We start from the raw sequence: 6,512 nt of genomic DNA, 5'->3' as shown, positions 1-6,512 counted from the left end.
CGCGGCGGCGAATCGGCTGCCAAGGGCGACAAGAAGGGCAAGACCAAGGGCTGAGGCCTCTCACTGCCGGGCGAGCGCCAGCCGCTGCCCGGCGTGATGTCCCGCCCAGGCGCCGCCCAGCCATACCACGAGACTGACCGCCACATAGCTCAGGGCCGCCACTTGGCGGCCCTGCTGCATCAGGTCCAGTGTCTCCAGGCCAAACAGCGAGAAGGTGGTGAAGCCGCCACAGAAACCGCCGACGAGGAAGGGTTGCCAGCGCGCGACCCGGCCGCGAGTGCGGCGGGCGGCATAGGCGGCGAAACCGGCAATCAGCCAGGAACCGAGGCCATTCACCGCCAGGGTGGCCCAGGGGAAGGCCGGCCCCGCCAGCGCCAGCGCGGCCAAGTAGCGCAGCGTGGCCCCCAGGGCACTGCCCAGCCCCAGGGCACCATAGGCACGCCAGGCGATCAAGGCAGGCCCCCCGCCAGCCAGGTCCCGGCCAGCAGGGCCGCGAACCCCGTTCCCAGGGTCAGGGCGACGTAGCCCAGGGCCGCGGCCATGCGCCGTTGCTGCCAGAGCGTCAGGGTCTGCAGGCTGAAGGAGGAGACGGTGGTGTAGCCCCCCAGCAGGCCGATGGCCAGCAGCGACCAGGCCGGCCCCGCCACGGGCCCGGGCAGGCCCAGCCCCCCGGCCAGCATGCCCATCAGCAGGGCGCCACTCAGGTTGACCACCAGGGTCCCCCAGGGCAAGCCGGCCCCCAGGTAACGGGTCACGACATTGCTCACCGCCAGGCGCGCCATGCCGCCCAACCCCCCGCCACCGGCCACGGCCAGCAGCACCAGCGGGTCGATGCTCATCCACTCTCCAGGCGTTGCGGGAAAGGCCCCAGGACGATGGCGACGAAGCGCCAAAAAAAGGCCACCCGATGAGGATGGCCAAGAGTATCGCATGCTTGCCTTGCAGGGGGCAGGGACCCTCGAGTCGCTGCTGGACACAATATTCGCACAATATTACCATGATGTACAATTAATGTACATGAAAATGCGATGACAGCGCGGGTCGTGACCCCGGGTCAAAGTCCGTATCATGCTGATAAACGATCGTAACCCTGACACCACATCGTCAATACGCCAAGAGACGGAGGTCACCGCGTGAACCCAATGCGAGCCATCCCTGCCATCCTCGCCTGGCTGCTGATTGCCTTGGTGGCACTCGCCACCCCGGCCCAGGCCCAGCAGGCCGATGCCGGCAGCGAGCCACCGGCCTACTCCACCCTGGCCGACCTGCTCGAGAACGAGCAGTCACGTCAGCAGCTGATCGACCAGCTGCGCGGCATGGCCGGTAACGTCGCCGCCTCCGAATCGGCGGCTGCCGAGTCGATCACCGCCGTCTCCGAGCCCTCGCTGCCCAGGCAGCTGGCTGAAGCCACCAGCCGCATCGTCGGTGATGTCGGTAGCCAGTTCACCAGCCTGGTGGAAGTGCTCGGCGGGCTGTTCACCGGCAGTGCCGATGCGACCAGCAGCTTCGACACGGCCGCCTTCACCAGCGCCACCATCAACCTCGGGCTGGTGATACTGGCCACCTTCGTGCTGTTCGTGGCCATCCGCCGGCTGGCCCGGCCACTGTTCACGCGCATCAGCCGGTGGTCGCTCAACGGCCAGGGTCTGACCCCGGTGCTGCGCCTGGTGCTCTGCGTAGCCCTGGCGGCCGTGATCGACGTGGCGGTGGTGGCCCTGGCCTACGTGGGTGGCAACCTGGTCGCCACCTTCGCGGTAGGCGAGACCGGCGAACTCTCCACCCGTGCCTCGCTGTTCCTCAACGCCTTCCTGGTGATCGAGCTACTCAAGGCGGCCGTGCGCATGCTCTTTTCGTCACGCTACGAGGGGCTGCGCCTGCTGCCGGTGGGAGCCGAGGACGCCGCTTACTGGAATGGCTGGATTGCCCGTCTGATCGGGCTGGTGGGCTATGGCCTGATGGTGGTGGTGCCGCTGGTCAACGTCTACCTGTCGCCGACCCTGGGCCAGAGCATCGGCACCCTGATCATGGTCGGTGCCTTCATCTATGCGGTCGCCGTGGTGCTGCGCAACCGGGTTCGCCTCCGCGACGCCCTCAACCACAAGGCCAATAACGCCACCATGGCGGCCAGCCGGGTCTCGCTGCAGCTGTTCGCCCGCACCTGGCACCTGTTCGCCCTGGCCTACTTCGTGATGGTGCTGGTGCTCACCCTGACCCGCCCCGCGGATGCCCTGCCCTTCGTGCTCATCGCCACCCTCAAGACCCTGGCGACCGTGCTGGTGGGCATGCTGGCCTCCAGCTTCCTGACCCAGACCATCGGCCGGCGCATCCGGCTGAGCGACGACCTGCGCCGCAAGCTGCCGCTGCTCGAGCCACGGCTCAACAGCTATGTGCCCAATGCCCTGCGGGTCATCCGCACCCTGATCCTGATTGCGGTGATCCTGGTGGTGCTGAACGCCTGGGGCGCCTTCGACCTGGCGGCCTGGTACGCCTCAGAGGCGGGCCGCGGCCTGGTCGGCATGGTAATCAGCGTGGCGGCGATCCTGGTGATCGCCGTGGCCGTCTGGCTGGGCCTGGCCAGCCTGATCGAGCACAAGCTCAATCCGGAGACCGGCAGCGGCGTGCCCTCGGCCCGCGCCCAGACCCTGCTGGCCCTGTTCCGTAACGCCCTGGCCATCGCACTGATCACCATGACCGCGATGATCGTGCTGGCCGAGATCGGCATCAACATCGGCCCGCTGATCGCCGGTGCCGGCGTGCTGGGCCTGGCCATCGGCTTCGGCTCCCAGAAGCTGGTGCAGGACATCATCACCGGCATCTTCATTCAGGTGGAGAACGCCATGAATACCGGCGACGTGGTCACGGTGGGGGGCGTCACCGGCACCGCCGAGAAGCTCAGCATCCGCTCGGTGGGCATCCGTGATCTCTCCGGCACTTACCACATCGTGCCCTTCTCCAGCGTGGATACCGTCTCCAACTACATGCGCGAGTTCGGCAACCATGTGGGCGAGTACGGCATCGCCTACCGCGAGAGCATCGACGAGGCCATCGAACAGCTCAAGCGGGCCTTCGAGGACCTCCAGGCCAGCGATGAGCACGGCCACAAGCTGCTGGAACCGCTCACCGTGGCCGGCGTCGTGGCGCTGGCCGACAGCTCGGTGAACATCCGGGTGGTGATCAAGACCACGCCGGGTGACCAGTGGGCCGTGGGCCGTGCCTACAACCGCCTGGTCAAGCTGCGCTTCGACGAGGCCGGCATAGAGATTCCCTTCCCGCACACCACGCTCTACTTCGGCGAGGACAAGGCGGGACGTTCACCGGCCGCCAATGTGCGGGTGCTGGAGTCCACGGCACGGCAGCGCAAGGGGGCCGCGCCCCATCAGGATGATGACCCCAAGCACGGCATCCAGGAGATCGCCGACCCCGACCATCGCAACCCTGGTGGGAGTGACGTCGAAAGTTCCTGACGCCCTGGCGATACTGCCACGCGTGCGAACAGCGGGGCTGCCGATAGGCAGCCCCGCTGGCGTTTGGGGAAGGGCGGCGGCCACCCACCGCAACTGGCAATCGCGGATGACCAGGCAATACAAGGGGCGCCATCTGGCGCCCCTTGAAAGTGGATCACTGGCCGGCCCGGCGGCGGAGCGCTCAGGCCGTCTTGCTCTGCTTCTCCTCGTGCGGCTCCTCGTGCGGCTCCTCGTGCGGCTCCTCGTGCGGCTCCTCGCTCGGCTGAGGCAAGGAAGGCAGCGACTTGTCGAGCAGTTCGACGCTCTGGCGGTAAAAGAGCTGGCTCTTCTGGTGCTCGCCGAGGTTGGCATAGAGCCGGGCCAGCTCGGCACAGGCCACCCCGCTGGGCCGCTGGCGCTGGCTCGCCTCGAAGTACTCCTGGGCCTTGCCCCAGTAGGCGTTGCGCAGCGACAGGCGCCCCAGGGTCAGCAGCAGATCCGGGTCGTTGGGCCGCTCCTGCAGCCACTTCTCGGCGAGCACCAGTTGCCGGCGAGCATCCACGTCGAGCAGGCCATAACGCAACACCAGGCGGCTGTCCCAGTGCTCCTTGAGCGAGTGGCGCAGCAGCCGCTCGGCGATGCCCTCCTCGTGGCCCCGCACCAGCGCCTCGGCATAGAGCACGATCAGGTCGGTGTTGGTGCGCAGGTGGTCCGGCATGTCGGCCCAGAGGTTGCGGACCCGCTCGATGTCACCGGGATTGCGCGCCTCCTGGCCGATCAGCTCGCGGTAGGCGCGCTGCTCGAGCTGCTCGCGCTCCTCGCGGGAGACCAGCTGCTGGGCCCCCAGACGGGGCATCAGGTGGCGCAGGCCATCCCAGTCGCTGACGCTGAGGTAGGCCTGCTTGAGCTGCTTGAGCACTTGGGGGTGGTTCGGCAGATGGCGGTCCAGGCGGGTGAGGATCGCCAGCGCCTCCTCGTACTGCTGGCGGTCCAGCATCAGCTGGGCCTGCATCATGCCCACCGCGGTGTCGGCCCCCTCGGTGCTCAGGTGCGCCCGCTTGAGCAGGGTGTCGGCCTGCTCGTAGCGCCCCTGATAGTGGGCCGCCAGGGCCGCCGAGAGGTAGTTGACCAGCGGCGTACTGGAGTCGTCGGCCGCCTTGACCAGTGACTTCTCGGCCTTCTTCCAGCGCCCCTCGGCCAGCGCCACCAGGCCGCGCACGGTGCGCTTCATGGCGTTGCGGTTACGGGCACGGCTGTTCCACACCTTGAAGCGACTCACCGGCCGCGTCAGGCGCATCAGCAGGCGCAGGCCGAAGTGCAGCACGATGAAGGCGGCCAGCAGGAGCACCAGGCCGAACCAGAAGGAGGTCTGGAGGGAGGTGTCGCCCACCCGCACCAGCCAGTAGCCCGGCACCGACATCATCAGCTGGCCGAACAGCGCCCCGAGCGCCAGGCCCAGGACCACGATCAGGATCAGCTTTCTCATGCGTCATCTCCCTGGCCGTCGTCACGACTCTCGAAGCGCCGCTCGATGAAGGCCGCCAGCGCCTGCTGGGAGCCACTGATATCGGGAAGCTCCGGGTGAATGCTGCGCTGCTTGAGAGCCTCGAGACGCTCGATCACCGCCTGGACGCCGCCGGCGTCGGTATCGTAGTAGCCGCGGATCAGCGTCAGGGCCTTGTCGAGGCTGGCCTCATAGAGCGCCTGCTCCTCCTTGAGCAGCGCCAGCTGGGATTGCTCGAGCACCAGGCGCACGCTCTGGCGCAGGTAGGACTCCTGCTCCGGCGAGATCAGCGCCTCGAGGGCCTGGTCATGCTTGCGCACGGTGACCAGGTCCTTGAGCTCGCCACCGAAACGCGCCAGCTGCTCCCGCCAGCCGCCCGAGGGGGCCTCCTCGAGGGTGGCACCGGCGGTGACTTCCTCGACATCCTGGGCCAGTGGCTGGCCGGCGAGCTGCTCCTGCTGGGCGTTGAGCGCCAGGTAGAGCCCGGTACGGTCGACCTGCGGCACCGAATCCAGCGCGGCAAGCTCGGAGGCGATCTCGCGGCGCACCGGCGTCAGGGCCGGGTTGTCGGCCTCGCGCAGCCGCGCGTCGGCGGTGCGCAGCAGGGCGGCAGCGCCCTCGACATCGCGCTCCAGCTGCAGGCGCTGGTTGGCCAGGCGCAGCAGATAAGCCGCTTCGGCGTGCAGCCAGTCACGCTCGTCGGTGCTCTGCTCACGGGAGAGCTCGTCGAGCACCTTGTCCAAGGTCTCGTCGACGCTGCTGCGGTAGTCGGCAAATTCGCTGCGCAGATCGGAGAGGGCCGAGTCCAGCGTCGCGTTACGCTCGCTCTCGGCGCTCTCGAGACGCCCCTGCAGCTCGCCGATCTGTGACTGGCTGGCCACGTCGTCGGGCAGCGCGGCAAGGCGCTGCTGCTGGGCCTCCAGCCGCTGCCAACCCTGCCAGCCCAACAGACCCACGCCGATGGCCAGCAGGATCACCAGCACCAGGGCCAGGATTCCGGCCTTGCCACCGCGCTTGCCGCCGCCGTCAGCCGCCGCGCTCGCGGGCCTGCCGCCGCCGGCACCACCGTTGCCGGCGGGCTTGCCGGTACTGCCGGCCTTGTTGCCACTGGCCGACTTGTCGGCACTGGCGGGCTTGTCGGACCCACTCTTCGGGGAAGCAGGCTTGGCGCTGGATGCCTGGCTCGCGCTGGGCTTGTCCGCGCTGGGCTTCTCTTCTGCGCTCGGCTTCTCCGCGCCAGGCTGCTGGGCGGTGGGTTTTTCCGCCGCGGGCTTGTCGCCGCCGGAGGCAGGCTTGTCGGCCTTTGCCGGACTGGCGGACGACTCGGCCGCGGCGGAAGGCGCCTTCCCGGCGCCGGACTCGCGGGCCGCGGCGGGCGCCTCGGTGGCATCCGGCTTGCCCTGCGACGCGCCGGCGGCCTGCTTGCCGCCGGCCTTGTCATAGCGCCGTGAACGGCGCCTGCCGGAAGCCGACGGCTTGTCGGCCTCGCCCCCCGAGTTCGCCGGTTCCGCGCCGGAGGGCGCCTGCTGTTCATCCTGATCGTGTGGTTGCTTGCTCATCTGTCG

The 6,512-nt window shown here is 68.6% G+C and carries 5 protein-coding genes; 1 reads left to right on the top strand and 4 read right to left on the bottom strand.

The genetic code is table 11. The features are described from left to right. Nucleotides 1–60 precede the first annotated feature (60 nt). Both OP498_RS04360 and OP498_RS04355 read right to left on the bottom strand, forming a co-directional pair. Complete coding sequence (locus OP498_RS04360) at nt 61–453, bottom strand: CrcB family protein (protein ID WP_280552718.1); 393 nt, start codon at nt 451–453, stop codon at nt 61–63. Next, nucleotides 450–839, bottom strand: coding sequence for a CrcB family protein (locus OP498_RS04355; protein WP_280552715.1), 390 nt, complete (start codon nt 837–839; stop codon nt 450–452). The genes OP498_RS04360 and OP498_RS04355 overlap by 4 nt, the downstream gene beginning before the upstream one ends. A gap of 294 nt (nt 840–1,133) precedes the next feature. Here OP498_RS04355 and ybiO point away from each other — a divergent pair, with 294 nt between their 5' ends. Beyond that, a complete protein-coding gene (ybiO, locus tag OP498_RS04350; RefSeq protein ID WP_280552713.1) occupies nt 1,134–3,464 on the top strand; it encodes a mechanosensitive channel protein in 2,331 nt (776 codons plus the stop codon). A 181-nt stretch (nt 3,465–3,645) separates the two neighbouring features. Here the strand turns inward: ybiO and OP498_RS04345 are convergent, their stop codons facing one another. Both OP498_RS04345 and OP498_RS04340 read right to left on the bottom strand, forming a co-directional pair. Beyond that, entirely contained in the window at nt 3,646–4,929 is a 1,284-nt protein-coding gene (locus OP498_RS04345) for a heme biosynthesis HemY N-terminal domain-containing protein (protein WP_280552710.1), read from the bottom strand. Next, on the bottom strand, nt 4,926–6,506 hold the full coding sequence (locus OP498_RS04340; RefSeq protein WP_280552708.1) for a uroporphyrinogen-III C-methyltransferase: 1,581 nt from the start codon (nt 6,504–6,506) through the stop codon (nt 4,926–4,928). The genes OP498_RS04345 and OP498_RS04340 overlap by 4 nt, the downstream gene beginning before the upstream one ends. Nucleotides 6,507–6,512 lie beyond the last annotated feature (6 nt).

Origin of the sequence: Halomonas sp. 25-S5, assembly GCF_029889845.1 — a bacterium.
In the GTDB taxonomy this organism is placed as follows: domain Bacteria; phylum Pseudomonadota; class Gammaproteobacteria; order Pseudomonadales; family Halomonadaceae; genus Halomonas.
This window is presented reverse-complemented; position numbering and strand designations above follow the sequence as displayed.

Excerpts from the sequence above, each read along its gene's own strand:
- OP498_RS04355 (WP_280552715.1), bottom strand. The coding sequence starts at position 839 with ATGAGCATCGACCCGCTGGTGCTGCTGGCCGTGGCCGGTGGCGGGGGG.
- OP498_RS04345 (WP_280552710.1), bottom strand. The coding sequence starts at position 4,929 with ATGAGAAAGCTGATCCTGATCGTGGTCCTGGGCCTGGCGCTCGGGGCG.
- OP498_RS04340 (WP_280552708.1), bottom strand. The coding sequence starts at position 6,506 with ATGAGCAAGCAACCACACGATCAGGATGAACAGCAGGCGCCCTCCGGC.